Origin of the sequence: Nostoc sphaeroides (assembly GCF_003443655.1) — a bacterium.
Classification (GTDB): Bacteria; Cyanobacteriota; Cyanobacteriia; order Cyanobacteriales; family Nostocaceae; genus Nostoc; species Nostoc sphaeroides.
The window spans coordinates 3,410,964-3,431,644 of the sequence record NZ_CP031941.1; the positions used below are offsets into that span (position 1 = coordinate 3,410,964).

Annotated in this window: 20 protein-coding genes and 1 pseudogene; 7 read left to right on the top strand and 14 right to left on the bottom strand. The window is 42.3% G+C overall.

Going from position 1 to position 20,681, the window contains the following annotated elements; translation table 11 throughout:
• Positions 1 to 38: 38 nt before the first annotated feature.
• Both psaM and D1367_RS14995 read left to right on the top strand, forming a co-directional pair.
• Entirely contained in the window at positions 39 to 128 is a 90-nt protein-coding gene (gene psaM / locus D1367_RS14990) for a photosystem I reaction center subunit XII (RefSeq protein WP_040630342.1), read from the top strand.
• A gap of 250 nt (positions 129 to 378) precedes the next feature.
• Positions 379 to 789 (top strand): slr1601 family putative cell division protein, encoded by a 411-nt coding sequence (locus D1367_RS14995; protein WP_118167150.1) that lies wholly within the window; start codon positions 379 to 381, stop codon positions 787 to 789.
• A 226-nt stretch (positions 790 to 1,015) separates the two neighbouring features.
• Here the strand turns inward: D1367_RS14995 and D1367_RS15000 are convergent, their stop codons facing one another.
• Positions 1,016 to 1,735 (bottom strand): tetratricopeptide repeat protein, encoded by a 720-nt coding sequence (locus tag D1367_RS15000; protein ID WP_118167151.1) that lies wholly within the window; start codon positions 1,733 to 1,735, stop codon positions 1,016 to 1,018.
• A 666-nt stretch (positions 1,736 to 2,401) separates the two neighbouring features.
• On the opposite strand from D1367_RS15000, the gene D1367_RS15005 reads away from it, so the two are divergent.
• Together D1367_RS15005 and D1367_RS15010 are read left to right on the top strand one after the other, a co-directional pair.
• Positions 2,402 to 2,866, top strand: a complete 465-nt coding sequence (locus D1367_RS15005; protein ID WP_118167152.1) for a hypothetical protein — start codon at positions 2,402 to 2,404, stop codon at positions 2,864 to 2,866.
• A 6-nt stretch (positions 2,867 to 2,872) separates the two neighbouring features.
• Positions 2,873 to 3,430 (top strand): glutathione S-transferase family protein, encoded by a 558-nt coding sequence (locus tag D1367_RS15010; protein ID WP_118167153.1) that lies wholly within the window; start codon positions 2,873 to 2,875, stop codon positions 3,428 to 3,430.
• A 206-nt stretch (positions 3,431 to 3,636) separates the two neighbouring features.
• Here the strand turns inward: D1367_RS15010 and D1367_RS15015 are convergent, their stop codons facing one another.
• The 4 genes from D1367_RS15015 to D1367_RS15030 form a co-directional block, all read right to left on the bottom strand.
• Positions 3,637 to 4,128 (bottom strand): YajQ family cyclic di-GMP-binding protein, encoded by a 492-nt coding sequence (locus D1367_RS15015; protein WP_118167154.1) that lies wholly within the window; start codon positions 4,126 to 4,128, stop codon positions 3,637 to 3,639.
• 310 nt (positions 4,129 to 4,438) lie between these two features.
• Positions 4,439 to 4,855: an MAPEG family protein gene (locus D1367_RS15020; RefSeq protein WP_118167155.1), complete on the bottom strand. Its 417-nt coding sequence runs from the start codon at positions 4,853 to 4,855 to the stop codon at positions 4,439 to 4,441.
• A gap of 136 nt (positions 4,856 to 4,991) precedes the next feature.
• The gene (locus D1367_RS15025) at positions 4,992 to 5,495 is read right to left on the bottom strand and encodes a DNA recombination-mediator protein A (protein WP_118167156.1); all 504 of its coding nucleotides are present in this window, start codon (positions 5,493 to 5,495) and stop codon (positions 4,992 to 4,994) included.
• 84 nt (positions 5,496 to 5,579) lie between these two features.
• Entirely contained in the window at positions 5,580 to 6,125 is a 546-nt protein-coding gene (locus D1367_RS15030; protein ID WP_118167157.1) for a PadR family transcriptional regulator, read from the bottom strand.
• 197 nt (positions 6,126 to 6,322) lie between these two features.
• Between D1367_RS15030 and D1367_RS15035 the strand changes: the two genes are divergently transcribed.
• Positions 6,323 to 6,841 carry a DUF4188 domain-containing protein gene (locus tag D1367_RS15035; protein ID WP_118167158.1) on the top strand — a complete coding sequence of 173 codons (519 nt, stop codon included), beginning with the start codon at positions 6,323 to 6,325 and terminating at the stop codon, positions 6,839 to 6,841.
• Between the two features lie 16 nt (positions 6,842 to 6,857).
• Here D1367_RS15035 and D1367_RS15040 read toward each other — a convergent pair whose 3' ends face one another.
• Positions 6,858 to 7,952 (bottom strand): phosphotransacetylase family protein, encoded by a 1,095-nt coding sequence (locus D1367_RS15040; RefSeq protein WP_118167159.1) that lies wholly within the window; start codon positions 7,950 to 7,952, stop codon positions 6,858 to 6,860.
• A gap of 220 nt (positions 7,953 to 8,172) precedes the next feature.
• Positions 8,173 to 9,246, bottom strand: a complete 1,074-nt coding sequence (locus D1367_RS15045) for a phosphotransferase (RefSeq protein ID WP_118167160.1) — start codon at positions 9,244 to 9,246, stop codon at positions 8,173 to 8,175.
• Positions 9,247 to 10,042: 796 nt separating this feature from the next.
• On the opposite strand from D1367_RS15045, the gene D1367_RS15050 reads away from it, so the two are divergent.
• A complete protein-coding gene (locus D1367_RS15050) occupies positions 10,043 to 10,255 on the top strand; it encodes a hypothetical protein (RefSeq protein ID WP_118167161.1) in 213 nt (70 codons plus the stop codon).
• A gap of 283 nt (positions 10,256 to 10,538) precedes the next feature.
• Here the strand turns inward: D1367_RS15050 and D1367_RS15055 are convergent, their stop codons facing one another.
• From D1367_RS15055 to D1367_RS15085, 7 genes and pseudogenes are all read right to left on the bottom strand, one after another.
• Entirely contained in the window at positions 10,539 to 10,916 is a 378-nt protein-coding gene (locus D1367_RS15055; protein WP_118167162.1) for a response regulator transcription factor, read from the bottom strand.
• 104 nt (positions 10,917 to 11,020) lie between these two features.
• A complete protein-coding gene (locus D1367_RS15060) occupies positions 11,021 to 14,392 on the bottom strand; it encodes a PAS domain S-box protein (RefSeq protein WP_118167163.1) in 3,372 nt (1,123 codons plus the stop codon).
• A gap of 14 nt (positions 14,393 to 14,406) precedes the next feature.
• Positions 14,407 to 16,386, bottom strand: a complete 1,980-nt coding sequence (locus D1367_RS15065; RefSeq protein ID WP_118167164.1) for an ATP-binding protein — start codon at positions 16,384 to 16,386, stop codon at positions 14,407 to 14,409.
• Positions 16,373 to 16,735 (bottom strand): hypothetical protein, encoded by a 363-nt coding sequence (locus tag D1367_RS15070; protein WP_118167165.1) that lies wholly within the window; start codon positions 16,733 to 16,735, stop codon positions 16,373 to 16,375. The genes D1367_RS15065 and D1367_RS15070 overlap by 14 nt, the downstream gene beginning before the upstream one ends.
• A 484-nt stretch (positions 16,736 to 17,219) precedes the next feature.
• Positions 17,220 to 17,720 carry a sterol desaturase family protein gene (locus D1367_RS15075; RefSeq protein WP_118167166.1) on the bottom strand — a complete coding sequence of 167 codons (501 nt, stop codon included), beginning with the start codon at positions 17,718 to 17,720 and terminating at the stop codon, positions 17,220 to 17,222.
• 767 nt (positions 17,721 to 18,487) lie between these two features.
• Complete coding sequence (locus D1367_RS15080) at positions 18,488 to 18,667, bottom strand: ribbon-helix-helix domain-containing protein (protein ID WP_118167167.1); 180 nt, start codon at positions 18,665 to 18,667, stop codon at positions 18,488 to 18,490.
• Positions 18,668 to 18,898: 231 nt separating this feature from the next.
• Positions 18,899 to 19,363, bottom strand: a pseudogene (locus D1367_RS15085) (thiamine pyrophosphate-binding protein); the annotation flags it as partial.
• 493 nt (positions 19,364 to 19,856) lie between these two features.
• Here D1367_RS15085 and D1367_RS15090 point away from each other — a divergent pair.
• On the top strand, positions 19,857 to 20,549 hold the full coding sequence (locus D1367_RS15090) for a haloacid dehalogenase type II (RefSeq protein WP_118167169.1): 693 nt from the start codon (positions 19,857 to 19,859) through the stop codon (positions 20,547 to 20,549).
• Positions 20,550 to 20,681 lie beyond the last annotated feature (132 nt).

Here is a 20,681-nt window from a genome sequence, read left to right on the forward strand (position 1 = left end):
CTATCTTAGATACTCTGTACATCGCTCAGATATCTTCCATCTCAGATACTCAAGTCTACATCGCTCTAGTTGTGGCCTTGATCCCCGGAGTTCTAGCTTGGCGATTAGCCACAGAACTTTACAAATAAGCCTTCGATGTGACACAGTTAAAAGGTTAATAATCCTGGCAGTACGGGGTGCAAATTCCAGACCTTACGGCTTTATGCCATAAGTATCTAGGAACCTTGCACTTACGTAAGCCAGGTTATTTTTTAACTGGTACAACACTTGTAGCTATTTCAAAAAAATGAAGTAATATGACAGCTAAATCAGCAGTAATTAGCGCCAGAGAGCTTTTACAGTGCTTCCCTTCACTCAGCGAGGTTATTTGTTAGCATCATGAACGCGATTCAACCCTCCAGACCACCGTTACAACCTATACAAAAACGCCGGGTCACTCCTCGACCAAAGCGGCATCTTCGCCAACGTTCTTACCAGGTGATGGCACTGGAAAGCACAGCTAAAATAGCGGTTAATGTTGTGATTACAGCCGTTGCAGCATCTGCCTTAGCACAACTTTTGCCTTATCATTGGTCACAGCAAGTAAAGTTGCGCGAAATTAGTACTGAAGTCAAGCTGATGGAAGGACATGTCAATGGTTTACAGGTGCAATTTAGCCGTAACTTCGATCCTCTGCAAACTAAAAGTATTATGCAAGAACAAGGATACCGATTTGATCCTAATCAGCGTCGGATCGTGTTGATGAATCCCGATCGCCTAGAAGATCAACAAACAGAGTCATCACCTTAAGACAAATAGCGAATTTGAGATTATTTAAGCTTCTTGTGATTCAGGCTACGGATAAACCGGGTGTTAATTTATATTATTGCTAATAAATAATGGTTAATAGCTAATTTTTGAATAGCTATGTAGCTATCATCTATTAGTCATTAGCGATACAGTGTCACTAAACTCCTATTCAAAATTTAATAATTTATTTTGAATTTTGAATCCTCCAGAAGAACTAATCTACCAATTAGGACGCTGATTCAGATAGCAGCTCGTTTAGCCAATTTTCGAGTTGTAAGCGCAAACGACAACCAGTAATATCCTTACTGTTGTCGAAAGAGGGCAGTTGAGTGAGGGCGCGACGATAATCAGCGATCGCACAATTCCAGTCGCCCCAAAGATGGTAAGTTCTGCCGCGTTCAGCCCAGATATGACCTTCTAGTTGACCAAAAAGCAGTGCTACCTCAAAATTCTCAATTGCCTCCTCATATTGCCCCAAATCACGCCAGGTAATGCCTCGGTTAATCCGCGCCCGGACATGGCGAGGATTCAAATTAATTGCTTGATCGTAGTCGGCAAGTGCTGCTGCTAATTCTCCACAAGCCGCGTAGTAATTTGCCCGGTTATTATAAGCACTAGCTAAATAGGGATTAAGCTTGAGGGCGGTATTATAGTCGGCAAGCGCTTTTTGTCTTTCACCACTTTGGAAATAAATTAGCCCCCGGTTGTTGTAATCAATGGCATTGTAGGGATGGCGGGAAATTAGTTGGCTTAAAAGTGCGATCGCCTCAGTATAATCTCCTTGTTGAGCCGACTTCAAAGCACAAGAACGTAAATAGCGATCGCCTAAAACAGATTCGCCACCGTCATTTTTCCTGTGTGCTTGGGCTTTATGTATAATATTTGAAACAATTTTACATTTGCAATTTTGCTGGTCACCATCAGCTAAAAATGAGTGAATATTCATATTTACCTATACTAAATCCGTGCTTTGTGGAATTAAATTCTAGTTTTCGTTTGCTAGTGGTTTTACTACTATCTCTATTTTTAAAGTATTTAGGCTTACCTAGAAGCCATCTCAAGAGAGAACTTAACCTAGTCGCACAAGAGAAATCTACGCCCCAAATAAACAATTGATCCTCAAACCTAATCATGAATACTTCATCCTCAGGGTGAATTCCAGAAATAGCAGATGTGAATCTCAAAGGCTAGCACCGCAAGGCGGAAGTCAAAAGTATTATGGAATAAGCTCTTTAGGGATTTTAAATGGTTGCCCTATTTCCGCCGTGGCGTACTAGTCATGTAGTGAGAGCGACAAATTGGTAGAATGCCAACAAGCCGTTCATTAGGGACTTCCAAGAAATAAATTATCCAAATAAACGAACCACAGAGACACAGAGAACACAGAGAGAGGAGGAATAGAGAGAGTTTTCGCGTCAGTGTTTGGAACATTTTTTTATTTGGAAGTCCCTTAAAGAAGGGATGAGGGCGATGAGGAAGCAGGAGGAGAATAACTAATGCCCAATGCCCACTTGCCCTGAGCGAAGTCGAAGGGATGCCCAATGCCCACTTGCCCTGAGCGAAGTCGAAGGGATGCCCAATGCCCAATTTTTAAATTTTGAGAAATTTTCCGATGACAACTGCAATTTCCTATCCCAATGCCCCTGATTTAGCAACCGATGATTACATTGTTATCGGCTTGGCAACCTGCTTCGTCAAAGAAGATGGAGAAGTTTATCAAATCGAAGTTATAGAACCGATTCCCTCTGCGGCTTTGGAAGCGCTCTTAAAGGGCATTCCTACGTCCTATAAGCTGGCTCATGCAACAACTTTGGGATCTGTGCTGGATGGCGATTCACAACTGTTGCCAGATGGCTTCCCAGAGTCGGCTCAGTTTGGAGAAGAATTTGTCCCACGGGCATTTGCAGCAGCTCGTACTTATAAGCGTCGTGAATCTGCAAAATCTTTAATTCCCTTGGGTACAAGCTACAGCGAATTTAAGTATTCTATTGAGCGCAAGCGGGTGTTAAATGCCGCTAGAGTCGTCACCAAAGAAGATAACGTTAAACAACATTCTCACACTCACAAAGTTCTTTAAGTAATTATGCTCAAACTTTACGGTGGCGCTCGTAGTAGAGCGTCAATTGTTCACTGGTATTTAGAAGAATTAGAAATTCCCTACGAATTTGTCAAGCTTGATATGCAGGCGGGTGAACACCTCAAACCTGAATATTTGGCAATTAACCCATTTGGTAAAGTTCCAGCGATTGTTGATGGGGATTTTAAACTTTGGGAATCTGGGGCAATTTTGCTGTATCTTACCGATAAGTATGGTAAAACAGCACTTTCACTTCAAGAACGTGCTGTATTTTCCCAATGGACGTTGTTTGGCAATTCTACCCTCGCTACAGGGATTTTTGTGGAAGCAAATCGGGAGCGAGAAATGCCCCGCTTGCTGACTTTCTTGAATGAGATTCTCGAACGGCAACCTTTTTTGTTGGGTAATGAGTTTACTGTTGCTGATGTGGCAGTTGGGTCTATTCTGAGTTATATTCCCATGATGCTAAAGCTAGACCTCAGCCCCTACCCAGCCGTGTTGAACTATATCAAGCAGTTATCTGAGCGTCCAGCATTTCAAAAAAGTATTGGCGGAGGGGCTTAAAACAATTCGCAATTCGCAATTCGCAATTCGCAATTACGTTTTGTGACGGGGATTTAGATTTAGGCGTTCAATTCGCGCTGCTTGATAGAAGCAGGGGACTTAAACCCCTACCACTTGTTAAAATAATTCGTAATGACGCTCCTACGTCGCTACCGCTAGGCTAACGTAATTCGTAATTGAATTTTTAACTACGAATTACGAATCTGTTAACGATAATTTGTAAATTGTAAAGCAGCTGGGTAGTCTTCTTGTTTCAGGCGCTGCATGACTACTTGTAAGTCATCTTTAGATTTGGCAGAAACCCGTACAGCATCACCTTGAATTGAAGCTTGTACTTTTTTGAATTCGTCTCGAATCAATTTGGAAATCTGTTTGGCGATTTCTTGACTTATGCCTTTTTTGAGTTTGATTTCTTGACGCACGCGATTACCACTGGCTGATTCAACCTTGCCAAAATCAAAGATTTTCTGGGAGAGGTTACGCTTGGCGGCTTTTTCTCGCAGAATGGTGTGTACAGAATCTAAGGTAAACTCGCTGTCAGTACTAACGTTAATGCTTTCTTCGACTAACTCGACAGTAGTTTCAGTGTCTTTGAGGTCGTAACGACCTTTGATGTCTCGGATAACTTGATCGACAGCGTTAACCAACTCTTGTCGGTCAAAGTCGCTCACAATGTCAAAAGAAAAAGTAGAAGCCATAAAACATTTTGGATTTTAGATTGGGTATTGGGCATCCCTTCGACTTCGCTCAGGGCAAGTGGGCATGGGGCATGGGGCATGGTCATTTTCCTTGTCTCCCTTGTCTCCCTTGTCTCCCCACTCCCCTAACTAGTAGTCTGTCCCATTAATTTTGCGGGGTTGTAAAGACGCGAAATTTCGCGTCTCTACAGGGTTTTGGTAACAAACTAATCAATCAGAACTTATGAAACAGACTACTAGTAGTCTGTCAAGAACTAATTGACGGATAAATTAAGAGTAGAGACGGCGATTTATCGCGTCTCTCTAACCGTCAAAATGAATTTGACAGACCACTACTAGTTTGGATGATGCTCAAGAAAAAGAGAGTGCCAGAGCTAAAGATGCCAATGGCAAACATGAGCGATCGCAAAAGGGGTATATTCAAAATATAAAAAATTGAGTATAGCAAACGGGCTACTACAAAGGCGATCGCAGCTACCTGGGCTGTAAAAGAATTTACACCAGTTACATAAGCCATCAATGCGGCTGCGGCAAACACCATAAACGCTTCAAAGGTGTTCTGATGTGCCCAAGTAGCTCGTTGGGCATAAGGTGGCAATTTATCAAACAGAGCGCGAGGAGTAGAAAACATTTCATACCCAATACGCACACGGGCATAAGCTACTAGCAAAAATGGCACGTAAATTAGAACGGCAGCAGCAGCGATCGAGTACAAAAAAATTATCATTACTTATTACGTCGTTGGTTATTAGTCATCAGTCATCAGTCATCAGTCACTTGTACTGAGCGACTCGTGCCGAGCGGAGCCGAGGTAAGTCGAAGTATTAGTCAAATACAAATGACAAAAGACAAATGACTTATGACTAATCAAAGTAGAAAAGCGTCACCACTTTTCTTTGTTCTTCTGCATCCTGACAAGTTTGTAACAGGGTGCGACTGTCGTGAAAGGCAAAGCAGATTAGTTGCTGGCAACGGGAGACAATCTCCTTGTTGCACAGGTAACTAGCTTCAGCAAGAGACAGAGTATCATTACTGGGATTTTCGACTAGATGCATTACCTGTTCTAGTTGCTGGCGCGATTCCAAAGGCTGGCGTTCCAGGCTTTGGGGTAGAATCACCGTCAACAAATTTGCATCAGCCCGGGTTGCTCCCTTGATGGCGGCTGAATTTGTACCTGTAGCACCAGAAGTAATGATTCGATTACCCGATAAAACTAGGGCATAAGTCATCATTTCAATAAGATTCTGATGCGTAATCGGGACATGACGAGAACCCAGCAAGGCGATTTTTTTAGAACCCGTTTGCTGGATTGTCGCTAGTTCTTGCGCTAATGTATCTAGGTTAATAAGGTCTGTTGATTGGCTCAAAGATGGAGATAATCAGATTAAACGACCCAGATATTCTACCAAACAGCGTGTAGATGCGAGGAAAACTTGAGTTAAACATTGCTACTAATTTTTGATTGTTTGGTTCAGTAACTCCATTACTTGGTTACACCAGGCTAGCCAATGTGTTTCGTAACTAATACCATTTAGGAGAGTCAAGTACTGAAATTTGCCTGATTCTGGCAGTTCTTGCGGATTCTGAAAGTAACGCTGTTCTAATTGCTTGTACGTAGACAATTTTTTTAGATGGGCTTTTTGGTGATGTTCTAGCTCTGCCAAGATAATTTGGTTAGAAACAATATGACCAGCAAAAATTTTTACCAGTAAATCATCTTTAATCGGTGTGGGTTCACAAGGTTGAGCAATCCACTCTTTGAGCTGCTGTTCTCCCAAGTCTGTAACGCTGTAGAGTCTTTTATCTGGCCGTCCTGCTTGAAGAATCGACTCGGAACTAATCGATCTTTGATCTTCTAGCTTCGCCAACTCCCGGTAAATCTGCTGGTGACTTGCTGACCAGAAAAAGCCTACAGAGCCATCGAATCGTTTTGCTAAATCATACCCACTACAGGGTGCATCAAGCAGAGCCGCTAGTATTGCGTGCGCTAATGCCATAATTTTTAATTCACCACTTGACTTATGCAACTAATTGCATAAAATAATTATATGCAATTAGTTGCATAAAACTTATACCAATTTAATTAATGATTGCAACATATCCTTGGGTAAAGACGCGATGAATGGAGACGCGATGAATGGTCTATTTGTCGCATTCTTTTTTCAAATTGGTATTAAACAACAAGGAGTGAGAGATGCCTCAAGTAATACCGGGACGATTTACAGCCGAGATTGATGAACCTTTTGTTGTATTTCTAATTGGGATGCGAATTAATAAATTATTCGCTTTTTCCAAATGGATTCCCACAGCCAGGGCAATGTCGCCCATGCTACGAAGCCTTAATCAGAATCCTGAAAAAGGGTTTTTAGGAGGAGAAGGGTTTATCTATCCGCGAGGGGTAGGACTGATTCAATACTGGCGATCGTTCGAGGATTTGGAGCGTTTTGCCAGAAATCCAGCCGATGCACATCTAAAAGCTTGGCAAAGGTTTAATCAAGCCATTGGTGCTGATGGCAGTGTCGGCATTTGGCACGAAACTTATTTAATCGAACCCGGAAGATATAAGGCTATTTACGGCAATATGCCTGTCTTTGGATTAGCTGCTGCAACTAAGCACATCCCAGCTATGGGGCGGAAGGAAACAGCTCGCCGTCCCTTGGGAGGTGACAGCGAGCCAGCTGTACCCTCACCAGTAATACAGCCTCCTAACTGATAACTGAGCAATGAATCTAAGACAATGCCGTTGCCGGAGTTAAACCTAATTTGGATAACAAACGGTCAATGTCAAAATGCTCGGACATCAATTGGCGAATATACTGAACCTTAATCGGCTCGTGGACACGGACTTGACCAAAAGTGCGGTCAACAATTCCTACAGTAGTTAGGGTATCTAAGTCAACAGACAAAATGGGTATTTCTAGTTCTTCAGCGCGACTGAGAATGAACGGTGGGGGTGGTAGTTGTCCGGTGAGAATTAAACATTGGGTAGAAGTTTCCAAAGCCGCTTGCTGAATTTCCACGCGATCGCCTCCTGTCACCACTGCCATATTCCGGCGTTTGCGGAAATATTTCACAGCTGAATTGACATTCATCGCTCCAATTGCCAGACTCTCTACCAACAAATCCATGCGATCGTTGCGACAGAGAACATCAGCCTTTAACTGCTTGACTAGTTCGCCAACACTGACACTGCGGAGCAAATCGCTATTAGGCAGCATTGCTAACACTGGAATCCCTTGTTGTTCCAAAAATGGGCGCAAGAGAGTGTCAACTGCTTCTAGTTGGGTGACAGGGATATCATTGATCACAACTCCGATCAAGCGATCGCCCACACGCCCTTTTGCAGCCAATAGCGCCTCAACCGAAAGCAACGATTTATAGCGGGCTACTAACAGCACGCCAGCATCTAATACTTCAGCCATTTGCAGCAAAGACAAGTCAAACAAATTGCCTTCGGATAAATCACCAGGCCCCTCTAATAACACCAAATCTCCTTGAGACTTATGTAAATATTGCTGTATTAGGGACTGCTGATAATCGGTTTTGTCTTCCCCCCGCAAGCGCTTTTGCACATTTGGTTCATCCAAAGCCAGCATTGTAGGTGCAACGCGGTTTTCCGGCAAATTGAGGCTAAGAGCGATGAACTGGACATCTTCTTCAATTACGGTTCCACTAGACGAATTAAAACACGTACCGAGTGGTTTACCGTAGGTAATATCCAGACCTTTTTGCTGTAGCTGATGAGACAAACCCAGAACAGTTGCAGATTTACCGCTGTAATTCTCGGTTGATCCAATCAGCAAATATTTAGGGGATTTTGGCACACATGCACTCCTAATTTCAAAAGTCAGAAGAACCCAGCTAGGTGTTTCCTAATTCTAGTTCCTTCTGGCAAAAGCCTCTCGCTCTCACAAATTAAGCTTTCCCAGAATTCCTTCTGATTGAACAAGCAGGGGCAAGGGTAAGGATGAAAGCTTCTCTTCGGCAAGATCGAGTTTTAAAAAACTGTATAGAGACTTGGGGTTGGGAAAGCGACAATGCTAACTAGTCCACTTTCTGTGTCCATAATTCAGAGCATTCCAAGTCCAAGAAAGCTGTTATGGATTTTTGCAATTGCGAAAACCATAGCCATTTCATCCGTTGGCGGTCTTCTTCTAAAACACACCACTGTGTAGCAACGTAAAGACTTTGAACTGCGGCAAGTTTATAATCGTTGACCAGTTGCTCCCAATCATAGCCAAAAACACCATTGCTGATGAGATTTGCATGATATTCACGCAAAATCGGAATTTCCCATTGCCTACGTAAATCAGTCTCCCACCAATGCACCATTACATACGCAAGGTCGCTTACTCCCAGCCAGGTAGTTAAAGACCAATCAAACGGTTGGCGATCAATGAGATAGGTTTTGCCGTTTCCATTTCGGGGAGAGAGGATATTACCAGGGTTGAGATCGCCATGAATTAGCGTAAAGCCAGATGGGTTTTTTGTACGCTCAATCATCTTGTGAGGATGATTTTCAAATACATCCATTAACAATGACTTCCATGAATCATCGATTTCGGTCTTAATCTCCTCTAACATTGGTAATAATCCAGGTTGAACGTGAGCTACATATCGCTCAATTTCAGTCTGACTAGTAATATTACTGCCAATAGCTCGTAATTTTTCAACACCCCACCAATGAGCGTGTAATGTGGCTAATGCTTTAGCAACTGCACAGCCATAGGCAAGTGTCGGCTGAATTCGTCGGTTGTGACGATGGCTTGTAGATAAGTCTTCTAAAAGAAGGTGATAGCGACGAGGATTTTCTGCATATCTTGCATGGTAGCAAGTAGGTATAGGTCGATTTGCTAGTTCAATGTAATCCCGTATATAGTAATTGACTTCAGATTCACCGAAAATGCCATTGTTATCTGCACAAATTTTCAGCAGCAGGGATGCTGGTAATGTACCTGTTGTTTCTGATTGATACTGAAGCTGAATTTTAGTAATCTGAGAATTATCACTATTTAAGGCTTCAATAGCAAAATTTTGGATAGAGTCAGTGGCGAGTGCTGAATTGAGCCAGTCAAGGTTAATTTGACTAATATTAGTAATGACTTCATCTGTATACATTTGTGTTTATCTATGGTTTTATTTACATCAAGCATAAATTCAGGAGCTTCTAATTTCCTGAGATTAGTATAAAAATGTAGATTGTAATTTTCAGATTAAACTATTTAATCATATAAATAACGTATAGCAATCTTAAATAATTCGTGAAAATTTCTCTTGATTTTCTCGGCGTCTGGAGCGATCGCCTACGGCAAGCCACTCCGTATTGACGTTATAAAAAATTATTTCTCATAAGTTAGATAGGATTACTATACCAAAGTTAGATGCGATCGCACGTCTTGGCTCTTGCGTAACCCGCATCACAAGGTATTAAACTCCAGTCAAGATTGTAAAAATTAAAAATGTAAAAGGGACATAAATGCTACAGTTATACCTCAAAGCTCATCAAGACTGAAACGTTTGTAGCATAGTAATTCCAGGCTCCTTTGTCCCTGGTGACAGCTTCCGTAACTTTACCCCTTGATACAACTTTGTTAGTTTGGTAAAAAACTGAATTATTCTCTGATGTTATTTTTCAATAATCTGTATCTATTTTGTCCTATTTCTTAGTGATTAATAACTTGCAAGTCTCACAAATAATTGTTATTTCTATTAAATAAATAAGTAAGTCGGTGCTAATAAAGCTAACTAATGTTCGCGTAGCACCGACCACAGGAGAAGGCTGTCATTTTTCATTGTTGATTATTAAGGCTTTCATGTGTGTTGAGTTTTCGTAATATAGTTTTTTTCTGACCATCGACTTACTTAAAGCAATTCCAATAATTATCTCAAAAACACTTGATAAGGATGTTAAGAAATGGCTAAAATTACAATTTCTGAACTGCCTTTGGCCGAGCTAGAGGAAAATTCTCTGTTAAATACACTCTCTAGAGAAGAAATTACTGCTATCAATGGAGGCGGTCTCAAAGGGGCAATAATAGGAGGTATTGTAGGATTCGTTCTCGGTGGGCCAGGAGGTGCTGTTATCGGAGCTGCCGCAGGTAGTATAACAGAGGATTTGCTTAAGTAACCCAAGTTGTGGTTATCAAGTTCAGACACATCACAATGGGAGCGATCGCCTGAATCCATAACTAAGTACAGAATTTCATAAATCCGTGACGAATTGAGCGACCTACTAGTAATAGTTGCGAAATTTAATAACGCTACGAACTTGTGAAATCCTGTACTAAGTAAGTAGGCGAGAATAAATCAATCACAAGGAGGCAGAAGGCAAATGGTCGCCGAGTACAGTCGAGGTGAGCCAGTTCTTACTAATGGAAGCAAAAGCAAGTAAAACGCATTCATAACTTTCCTCAAAAGCCCAACACCTGCATTGATTTCTCAAGTACTTCTTTGGGGCGAAATGGTTTAGTTAGATATAAGTCTGCACCAACTTCAATTCCTTTTTGTTTATCAAATTCCTGTCCCTTAGCTGTCAAAATTATGATATAGATGTCAGTCATTTGTAGTTCGTGTTTAACAATATGACAGACTTGCAGACCATTCATTTTAGGCATCATCACATCAAGAAAAACCAGGTTTGGTTTTTCAGTTTTAATAGTTTCGAGAGCTTCTTCTCCATTTCTAGCAGTTAGAAGCTCAACACCCTCCTCTTCTAATGCTTCTAAGGCTTGTTCCATCAAAATCAAGATATTGGGTTCATCGTCAACAATCAGAATTTTTTGGGTCATAGGGATTGGAGATTGGGAATTAGTGATTAGGGATTGGGAATTAGGGATTGGGGATTAGAAGAATTCCTTCCCAGTCGCTAGCCCCCAATTCCCAGTCACAGCGATTACTGTTCGGACAGCATAATAAAAAATACATTTTCCAACTCCTTTTCAAACCGTAGGGTTTTCACCAAATCGGCTTCTTGAGAGAAGATAGAATCGATGATGATCATGTCAGGTTTGGCTGACAAGGCTTTATAAATGCATTCTTGCGGATTGGAGGCTTCAATCACGCTGTATCCTTGAGTTTGCAGTACATCTGATAAGGTTTTTAAGGCTGATGCATTTTTATCTACAACTAATACCTTTTTACTAGAAGTGCCTTGGTAAAGTAGTGAGCCAATTTCGGTAAGGAGTTTTTCTGTGTCAATGGGCTTAGTGAGATAGCGATCAATACCAATATGGTAGCCGCGTTCTTTGTTTTCAATAATTGACAGAATTATTATTGGAATGTCTGCGGTCTGAGGATCATTTTTGAGGACGGCTGCCACATCAAAGCCGTTAATTTGGGGCATCATCACGTCCAAAAGAATCAGATCGGGACGGGCTAATTTGATTTGATGAATTGCATCCATGCCGTCTTTTCCTTCCCGAACGTTGTAACCTTCGTTTTCCAGTTGTTGACGCAATAGTTCTCGAATGTTAGCGTCATCATCTACAACCAAAATGGTTTTACGGTTTTGGTTCAGTACAGCGTTTTTGGTGATGACGTGTTCTTTGAGTTGCTTGACTAGCGTATCCAAATTTAGATTAGCATTGGTTTTTTGATCGCTGGTGTAGGTGGGAATGATAAATGAGAATATGCTGCCCTTACCTGCTTCACTCTCAACCCAGATTCTACCGCCGTGATGATCGACGATTTGTTTACAGATGGGCAGTCCTAACCCTGTGCCTTTGGGTTTGTCGGTGAGGGTGTCGCCAACTTGGCGGAATTTCTCGAATACTTTTGGTTGGTCTTCAGGTGCAATCCCAATGCCTGTGTCGATGACGCTGATGCAAACACCGTCGTTTCCTTGTTTGACGCGACAGGTAACACAACCAGATTCGGTAAACTTAACGGCATTGGAAATCAGGTTGATTAAAACTTGCAGCAAACGATTGCGATCGCCTATTATCTGAGGCAGTCCTGGTTCAATTTCGCTGACTAATTGCAAGCCATTGGTTTCAAATAACCCGGCGGTAGAATTGGTTGCCCAATCGAGTAATTCGCTGGGATCAATCGGCTGCATCTGCCATTCCACCTTACCTGCTTCCATCTTGGCGATGTCCAAGACATCGTTAATCAAAGATGTGAGCCGTTCTGCTTCCGATACAATAATGTTGAGATTGTCAGCCACCCGCTTAATCGTTTTTTGAAGCTTGCGGTCTTCGGTAGCAATCATTGGGAACACATCGGTTTGCAACTTTTCTTGAATGATGGACGCAAAACCGAGAACAGAAGTCAGTGGTGTCCGCAGTTCATGGGAAACTGTTGAGATGAAATCGGTTTTCATCTGGTCGATTTCCTTTTCTGCCGTCACATCCCGAATTAGCAGCGCCGAACCAAAGCAGGCATCGGGTTCTGAATCTGTCGTCTTTTTGAAAATGGCGGTTGCCACTGCTTGACCAATGCGTTCCTTTGTCAGTGCAACTTCGGCAGAAAACACCTCTTTGGGATAGGACTGAGTTCGTGCAATTAGGTCTGCTAAACCAGATATCGGCAATTCTCGGTAGTGGCCGTTGAGGGCGGTAGCTGTTAATCCATGCATGGCTAAAAAAGCAGGATTGAAGTGGGTGATTTGTCCTGCGGTGTCTGCCACTAACAAACCATCTGCTAAGTTATCCAAAATGGCATTTAATCCCTGCGCTTCTGCTAGGGTATTTTGCAGAGCAGCCGTCCGCTCGACAACTCTGGCTTCCAGTTCTTGATTTAGTTGCCGCAGAGCAATTTCTGCTTGTTTGCGAGCAGTAATATCGGTATTGATTTCCAGCACCGCGCAGGGCTGACCAGAGATGTCCCGTTGTAACGTCCATCGGCTTTGGACGGTAATCACTTTGCCTTCATGGGTGAGATGTTCCACTTCTCCTTCCCAATTACCTTGCTCTAATAACTCTGCTGCAATTTCTTCCTTTGGCTTTAGAAAAGTTTTTTTGATAAAAGCTTGAATGCATTGGTCTTTTACTTCCTCACGCGTCCAACCGTAGAGCCTTTCGGCACCCTGATTCCAGTGAGAGATTTTGTCGCTCATGTCACGGACGATAATGGCATCGCTGGAATGATTCAACATATCCAATAAACGTTGATTTTCAGCTTCTGCCTGTTTGCGATCGTGAATATCAGTACAGGTGCCAATCCATTCCCGAATACTGCCGTCTTCTTCCAAGACGGGGGCACCACAGACAGAGAAGTAGCGGTATGTGCCATCCTTACCATGCAGCCGATATTCGGTTTGGTAGATACCTCGGTTTGCCATAGCAGCATTCCAAACTTCTGTGGAGTTGGCACGGTCATCGGGGTGAATTGGATCGAACCAGCCCCAACCCTCAACTTCAGTTTCGCTCTGCCCCGTGTAGTCCATCCAGGTGAGCATTTCACTACTTATTCCCAGCCCTTCCGGGGTAGCTCCCCAGACAATCTGTGAAGTCGCAGTTACTAAGGAGCGATATCGTTCTTTTAGACGCTGATTTTCGGCTTCTGCCAGCTTGCGCTCGTGAATATCGGTGCAGGTGCCGATCCACTCCCGGACGCTGCCATCTTCTTCTATAACGGGCGCACCCCAGACCCAAAAGTAGCGATAGTTGCCATCCTTGCCACGAATTCGGTATTCAATTTGATACATACTCAGGTTTGCCACGGCAGCACTCCAGACTTCTCCGGTGTAGGCGCGATCGTCAGGATGAACGGCATCAATCCAGCCGCCATTCTCCGCTTCAGCTAGACTTTGACCTGTATAGGCTATCCAGCTTGCCAGTTCAAAGCAAATTCCTTGTGGTGTGCTTACCCAGACAATTTGTGTATTAACAGTTACCAAAGAACGGTATCGAGCTTCACTCTGTTTCAGGATTTGTTCAGTATGTTGGCGTTCCTGCTGAATGCGTCGAAGGTCGCTGATGTCCTCCACACTAGACCAGATCAGTTGCTCCCCATCTTTCTCAATCATCTGTCCAGAAATCCTCACCGGAACCAGATGCCCGTTTTTATGGATTAACTCTTTCTCATGGGGGCCGTAGCGACCAGTTTGTTCTAGTTGCTTTAGCATAGCTTGGTCAGCGATCGCATAGTTTTCAGGAGTAATCTGGCGATCGTTGAGATTCAGGGTTTCTGAAACAGTCCGCCCCAAAATGGCAGCATAGGCAGGGTTGATGCTAATTAGCGTCCCATCTGTTCGGCACAGTACCAGCCCAACGGGACATTGTTCAAATAGCTGACTGTTGTATTCATCAAGTTGGTTAAACATGGTTGAGGTTTCTATTAGTGGCGTATTTGGTTAGGGGTAGAACAACAGAACCAAGACAACAAAGTGGCGTAAAGCCTTAATGAAATTGGGTAACGCTGGAACATCTGGTAAATTTGATCGGGTGATGTACCTTCCATATCTGGACTGTGCTGTGAAAGTCGCTGGATCAATTGAGTATGGCTAATCAACAAATCCGTTGGTTTGAGCATTGGAGTTGTTGATGGAATGAAACCATCGGTATCGGGAGTATGGGATAATTCTGTTGTGTGAGTTTGCGAGACAGAGGCGCTATTCTGTTCTTCAGTAGCATCCACTAATGCACAATTTAACGGAATCTGAATCCAGAAGTCTGTTCCTTCACCCAATTGAGAACGACATTTGAGTATTCCCCCATGTTTGTCTACAATAATTTGGTAGCTGATTGCCATACCTAACCCGGTTCCCTTACCAATATCTTTCGTGGTGAAGAAGGGATCGTAAATGCGGTGAATTACCTCCTCTTTCATGCCTGGGCCGTTGTCAGCGATACGAATCACAACCCACTGTTGGTCAAGGAGTTTGGTACGAATAGTGATTTGGGGATTGGGGGTTAGAGATTGGAGGCTACTCCTGAATCTGGAATTTTCCATATTTTCTTCTAAAGCATCAATGGCATTTGCCAGGATGTTCATAAATACCTGATTCAACTGTCCGGGGTAGCATTCAATTAGAGGAAGTTTTGCATAGTCTTTAACGATTTCAATTGCCGGACGACGAACATCTGCTTTCAGGCGATGATGAAGAATCATTAAGGTTCCATCAATGCCATCGTGGATGTTGACGGCTTTCATTTCTGCTTCGTCATGGCGGGAGAAGTTTTTTAGGGATTGGACAATTTCAACGATGCGACTTGTGCCCAATTTCATTGAATCTAGCAGTTTGGGGAGATCCTGGATAATAAATTCCAGGTCTATGTTGTCTAACTCTGATTCCAGTTCTGGAGGGGCAACAGGTAGGAATTTTTGATACTTTTCTAAGAGATGCAACAAGTCTTGAGAGTATTGGGCAACATACCTTAAATTGCCACAAATAAAGTTAACCGGGTTGTTGATTTCGTGGGCAACTCCGGCAATGAGTTGTCCTAAGCTGGACATTTTTTCGCTTTGGATTAACTGAGTTTGAGCCAATTGCAACTCATGGAGAGCTTGCTGAAGCTTCTCTGTCTGGGCTTTTGCCTGGAGAGCTACTTGAGTGCTTTGTTCGTAAAGCAAAGCTTTGTCAATGGCGATCGCACTTTGAGAGGCAAAGATACTCACAAGTTTCAGGTGTTCTGCCTTGTATGAGTCCGTTTTGGGGTTTCCAATAGCGATCGCTCCCAGTACCCGCTCCTTGGCTCGCAACGGTACACAAATCATTGCACTAACGTTTTTTTGCTTCTCTAATCGAGGATCGGCTTGCACATCATTGATTAGTTCTGCGCGATTGGATTGCACAATGTTGCCAATAATTCCCTTACCCGGTTCTGGCTGACTGTGGTCAAAAAACACTCCAAATTCAGCAATGATTTCAAATGCAGTTGCATCTGGACTCAAAAGCAGAATCATCCCCGCAGATGATTCAATTAATTGTCTCAATTCTTGAAGCACGAGTTGGGCAATTTGTCGAGTATCCAAACTTGTTGTCAGTTGAGTCGAGATATCCTCAAACAAATCAATTTCCTGGTATCGCTCCAGCAATTCTTTAGCGAGTACTTTCTTCTCAGCTTCCTGCTTGGCCAGAAAGGAGAGCAAAGTCGCAAGTAAAGTTGCCTGTTCTCCCCCAACAACCCAACCGATGATTTCTCCTGACACCTCGATTGGATATCGGTTTTTTGCAGTTTGCTCACCAATGCTAATCAGTTTCGTGCCGTCTACTAGTTCAACATCAATTGCAATGTTGAACTGGTAGGCTAAGTTATGAAGGAGAGATGGCAACTCTTTTTTGTTGAACATCTTTCTGAGGCTAACTGTAGACATGAAACACCTCATAAGCAGCAGGTTGCAAATTGGCCGCATTCAAGCCAACCAGGTTATTAATTTCATCTGCCACCTTTGTCGCTAAGTTTTCCAAGACAGGCATTTTCTCAGTCTGCTGCCGCACCTGTTGATAAAGGCCTGAATTTTCTAAAGACGCGGCTTGAGGGGAGAGCAGGTTGAGGATTTCGTTGAAATTGCGTGTAAATACTTTTCTAGACTGTTTGTTGGCAACAGAGAATTGATCAATATAGCGAAGTGCCTGATAAATCAAGGTGCGACTCTCAAAGTCAATCTCTTTGCTGATAATATAGCCAAAAATCTGAACGATTGCGTTAGCTTGCTTATCCATACCCCTTCCCTGCGGGACGCTCCGCGAACGGATACGCAAGCTACGCCTAGTATCTCCAAAAAAGAGAGGAATTGTCATAAAAATCTAGTAATATAATAATTTACTAATTAAGACTAGTTTTCCCAAAAAGATCGGCGATATAACAGCGAAGTTGGGTGGTAATCGGATAACTCGCTTATTTTTTGATAAGTTTTAGAACTATAAGTAAAACATTCATAATTAAAAACAACCATAGATTTAAATCTATGGTAAGTTCAAGTCTCTTGTTGCTATTACTCGTAAATTGGGACTCAGCACTTCGACAAGCTCAGTGTAAAACTTTTTTGAGTATGTAGGTGAGCGCATTTTTGAGACTGGAATAATCCCCTCTCTGGCAAAATAATAGAAGAGTGTAGCAAAAAAAGCTGCGATACCTTCGGTAAGCTTCGCTAACGCAGCTGATTTTGCTAATTTTAAAAAGTATTTAGGTCACCAGTAGCTTCAGTTAGATCCGAGAGTAGCGAAAACGAAGTCTGAGTAGCCGAAGCCAGCGTAACCACATTTGTGCAGGTTGTTCAAAGAACGTGAAAATATCACCGAAACCCAAATTAGTTTTGTGATGGTGCAACCAGTGTCTCTCAGGAGTAGTAATAAATAGAATTAGGCATAAAATATTGACAGGCTTTGAAGTTTGCCAGCCTAGTACACTTATGTGTCTCCACCATACATGAAACTGACCAAGCAGTAATCCAGAGATAACGCCGATGGGAGAGAAAGACCACAAGACTACTGCTACAAGTAGATAAGGCAAAGCTCCCAAGATACCATCTAAAAGAACCTGGGGATTAAAAGTCAAAATAGCGTAGTGGCGGAAGTCCTTTTTCCAGGAGTGGTGCGTTTTTAAATGTAGGCTACCAAAAACGTGCTCGGGTACATGGTAAAAAAATGTAGATAAAAAATCGCCAAAAAACAGTAATAACCAAGCAACAGCGATAGCCTCAAGCATTTGTACTCCTCAAGTAAGTTAAGAAAACTCCACAAAAAATATGCAAATTTTATGCTGTAGGCGTAGACACCTGATTTTCTATGATGCTTGCATCATCTGTGCATTTTATGGGTCTACACTCCAGTTAATTTGGCTCAGAGTATATGTAATTGGGTTTGCAGTTTCATGAATCTACAATCCTTAATGCAGTAAACAGAAACTCCTAATAACCTCCAATTTGGCTTTTAACTCTGGATTAATGGTAGTAATACATCTAAATTCCGATAGGAATGCTGTGTTTTACCATAGTTACTAGATAATCTTCTTACTAAGGCATACAGCGTAAGCAAAGGTTGGGTTAAAATTAGTACAAATTTAGGTTAAGACGTTTTTCAGTATTTAAGCTTTAATTAAAAATCTAATCAGAACAATAGAAATAGGCATTATGCCAAGGTAACCTGGGTTATCAAGGTGAGGAAAGCTGATTGACAATTAGATTAACAGTTATCAGTTACCAGTAAACAGTTAAAAGTTTTGATAAACTGTGGTTTAAGTCCCTGACTAAGTAAGTGGGTGAGAATAATTCAAACTATATTAACTAATATAAAACATATTGAAATTAGTTTGTAGTGAGCGGCTCCAGCCCTCAAAGTAGGGCTGGAGCCGCTCACTACGAACCTTGAATTATTTATGCTGCTCTACTTAGTAGGCTATCAATCAGCAAAGAGAGCGACGCAAAGAATGAATATTTCCCCGCCTCATCATCTCAACCTACTAATTTCAACAGGTCAAGGCAAGGCTTGAATGAGTTTCCGAATTACATCTATTGCTGGTTTGCCTGTCTGTTCACAATACTTTTCAAGGTTCTGAGCTTCATCTGATGTCAAGTTTAAGGTAATTCGCTTAAGCGCCCTTTTTTTACTGGAGGTTGCCAAACGGGGAAATTTAAGTGCAGCAGTTTTATTCATTGATTGATACGCTATATGTATACAAACTTTCTTTATCAAGCTTGCCAATTCCGAAACGTCTTTACCAGTGAAAATCAGGATTTTTAGGTTGAACTTAAGCTTTACGCCCCAAGCCTATTACTGAAAATTTAAGGTATTAAATAACTAACACCACACGTAATTAATCTGCCATTACCCAAGTGCAAGAAGTTTTCGGCTCAAGAGATGATGTCAACAATATCCCACAGACCAAGAAGTAAAAATCCCGGCGCTAGCCATTGTATAGGTGCTAGTTTCTTGGCAAGCCCACCGGCCACGCTGTGGTGCTGAGGTCGAAGCTGACACGAAAATAACCTTAGCGCCCTCCCAACGGGCAGCTAACAACTCTGTCAAAGCATTGGTGATTCCCGGCCCTGTGGTAGTGAATACCACAACCGGGCGATCGCTAGCAAAATCCGCCTCAATGGCCGCAAAAGCTGCTCCGGCTTCGTGGCGAAAGTGCAACACCTGAACGGGACTTTCATGTAACGCAGCCCACATTGGGGCGATCGCGCCTCCCGATACACCAAATGCATACTGCACTCCCATATCTTCCAGGATTTTTACGAGTGCCTCCGCTACCAAAAAATGTGTGGATGGCTTGCTATGAGATTGCTGTTCGGTTGAGTTTAATTCTTTACTGGTATTTGCTTTTATATCCTTAAATTTAGCATCCATACAAATATCTTAGGAAGAATTTCCTCTGTAGGATAATATTATCCCACACCCGAACTAGCTCAGTGTAAATATTTTTCGTTTAAATAATAAAATAGTAAGTAGGTATGCTGAAGGCAAGAAGCGAAAGAGTTTTAGCCTACTTTATCTTTAAAAAATACTTTAGTTTTGTTGTGCCAATCTACTTGCTTATCTTCACACAGTTTGGTCTATTATTGTCTACCTACTTAAACTCTGCTTTGATTTTGAACCACCCCTAAGCCATAGGCGGATGGGGATTCCTGACATCTCGTGATGACAGTGGGACATTCAAGTATCCCTCTAGACCCTCAAACTAACACCCATACCAGAGGCGCAAGAATTGGGCTTACTTTTGGAATAGAACTATGCTTTCAAAGTTCATGTCGAAGTGCGGGCTGCGCCAACGCAGATGGGTTTACCCGTCTTTTGGTTTGTGAAAACTGAACACTATTAATCAAGCTCTGGAGTATAAAAAATGATTGAATTCAATCAGTACAAGGCTTTAACTTTCGACTGTTACGGAACCCTAATCGATTGGGAAAACGGTATCTTAGAGGTGCTAAAGCCACTTCTGCTGGCACATAACACTAATTTGGATGACGATCAAATTCTGGAACTGTTTGCTGAATTTGAAGCAGAACTCGAAATTGGAGACTATATCAAATATCGGGAAGTTTTGAAGAGAGTAGTCCAGAAATTTGGTGAACGATTTGGCTTTGAGCCAACTACTGAGGAAATAAATTCACTTGCTGATTCGATTCAGCATTGGCTGCCTTTCCCTGATACAATTGAGGCACTTAAAAGCCTCAAGCAAAAGTTTAAGCTGGTAATTATCTCAAATGTAGATGACGATCTCTTTGCTTTCTCGGCAGAGCACTTGCAGGTGAAATTTGACCAGATAATCACAGCAGAACAGGCAAAAAGCTACAAACCCTCCTTCAACAATTTCAGACTGGCTATTGAAAGAATTGATTTGCCGCTAGACCAAATATTACACGTTGCTGCTAGTGTATATCACGATATTATTACAGCCAAATCTCTCGGACTATCAACCGTTTGGGTAAATCGTCGAGCAGTCAAAAAAGGACTTCATACCACAGGTACAGCAATAAGTCAATCTGACTTAGAAGTGCCGGATTTAAAAACTCTCGCTGCTTTGAGTTCATAGTAATTTTTTAAGGGCAGTCAGCGCAGTGACTCCTCAATGGGGGGGGGAAATAAGCACGGCACTGGCTCGTCTTGGCCATAGCCTGCGACAAACCACGACGTGTCTAGTATAAATTAAGCTTTTTGGCAATCT